This is a genomic window from Micromonospora sp. R77 (genome assembly GCF_022747945.1).
In the GTDB taxonomy this organism is placed as follows: domain Bacteria; phylum Actinomycetota; class Actinomycetes; order Mycobacteriales; family Micromonosporaceae; genus Micromonospora.
This window is the reverse complement of the sequence record NZ_JALDST010000024.1, coordinates 1-1,192: the sequence shown is the minus strand read 5'-3', so window position 1 is coordinate 1,192 and position 1,192 is coordinate 1. Positions and strand designations below refer to the sequence as shown.

1 protein-coding gene is annotated in these 1,192 nt (G+C 77.9%); it reads right to left on the bottom strand.

The annotated features are described in order from the left end of the window. A partial coding sequence (locus tag MRQ36_RS32935) for a condensation domain-containing protein (RefSeq protein ID WP_242801739.1) occupies positions 1 to 1,192 on the bottom strand: 1,192 nt, incomplete at both ends.

Here is a 1,192-nt window from a genome sequence, read left to right as displayed (position 1 = left end):
ACCGGGTCCACGGGCGCCGGCTGCCGCACGTCGGGCAGCGCGGACGTGTCCGGGTCGGCGACGACGGCGGTCAGGAACGCGGCCAGGTCGGCGGCGAGCGCCGCGATCCGTGCGGGCGTGTGCCGGCCGGTCCGGTAGAGGAACGACGCCACGTGCCCCTCGGCGTGCTCCTCGAACAGCACGCCCAGTTCCGCCTTGGCGTACGCGGCCGTCGGCGACACCGGCGTGACAGTCGTCCCGTCCGCGAGGGTCACCGGGACGATCGCCTCGGCGTCGTGGTTGACCGTGTAGCGGGTGAGGTCCGGTGCGCCCGGACCGAGCGCGGTGACCACCCGGTCGAACGGCACGTGCCGGTGCGCGTACGCGTCGCGCAGCGCGTCCCGGGTCCGGCGCAGCGTCGCCCGGAACCCGCCGCCGGGCCGCAGCCGCACGGCCACCGTGCCGAGCAGCAGTCCGACCACCCCGGCCAGCTCCGGCCGCTCCCGGTCGGAGACCGGCACGGTCACCACCAGGTCGTCGGTGCCCGCGTGCCGGCCCAGCACGCAGCCGTACGCCGCGAGCAGCGCCTCGAACCCGGTGGCCTGCTCGGCCGCGGCGAGCCGGCCGAGCCCGGCGACCAGGCCGGCGGGCAGCGGCTCCACGTGCACCGCGCCGGCGTTGTCGTCGTCCGGGTCCGCCCGGTCGGGGGTGAGCTCCCAGGCGGGCAGGTCGGCGAGGACCTGCCGCCAGTGCGCCAGCCCGGTCGCGACGGCCTGTTCGGCGACGCCGCGCTGCCAGTGCGCGTAGTCCCCGGCCTGCAACACCGGCGGCGCCGGCCGCCCGTCACCGGTCCGGCGGTACGCGTCGCGCAGCTCGTCCAGCAGCACCCGCACCGAGCCGGCGTCCACCACGGCGTGGTGGAAGGCAAGTACCAGCACGTGCTCGTCCGGGGCGGAACTGACCAGGGTGGCGTGCAGCAGCGGGCCCCGGTCCAGCGGGAAGCCCCGCCCGGCGGCCGCCGCGACCAGCGCGTCGACCAGGCCGGGGTCGTCGGTGCGGTGGTGCTCCCACGGCACCACCGCCTCCGGCGACACCAGCCGGACCGGGATCCCGTCCGGGGCCGGGAAGGTGGTGCGCAGCGCCTCGTGCCGGTCGACCAGCTCGTGCAGCGCCGCGCGGAGGGCGGGCACGTCGAGCCGGCCCCGGATGCGGC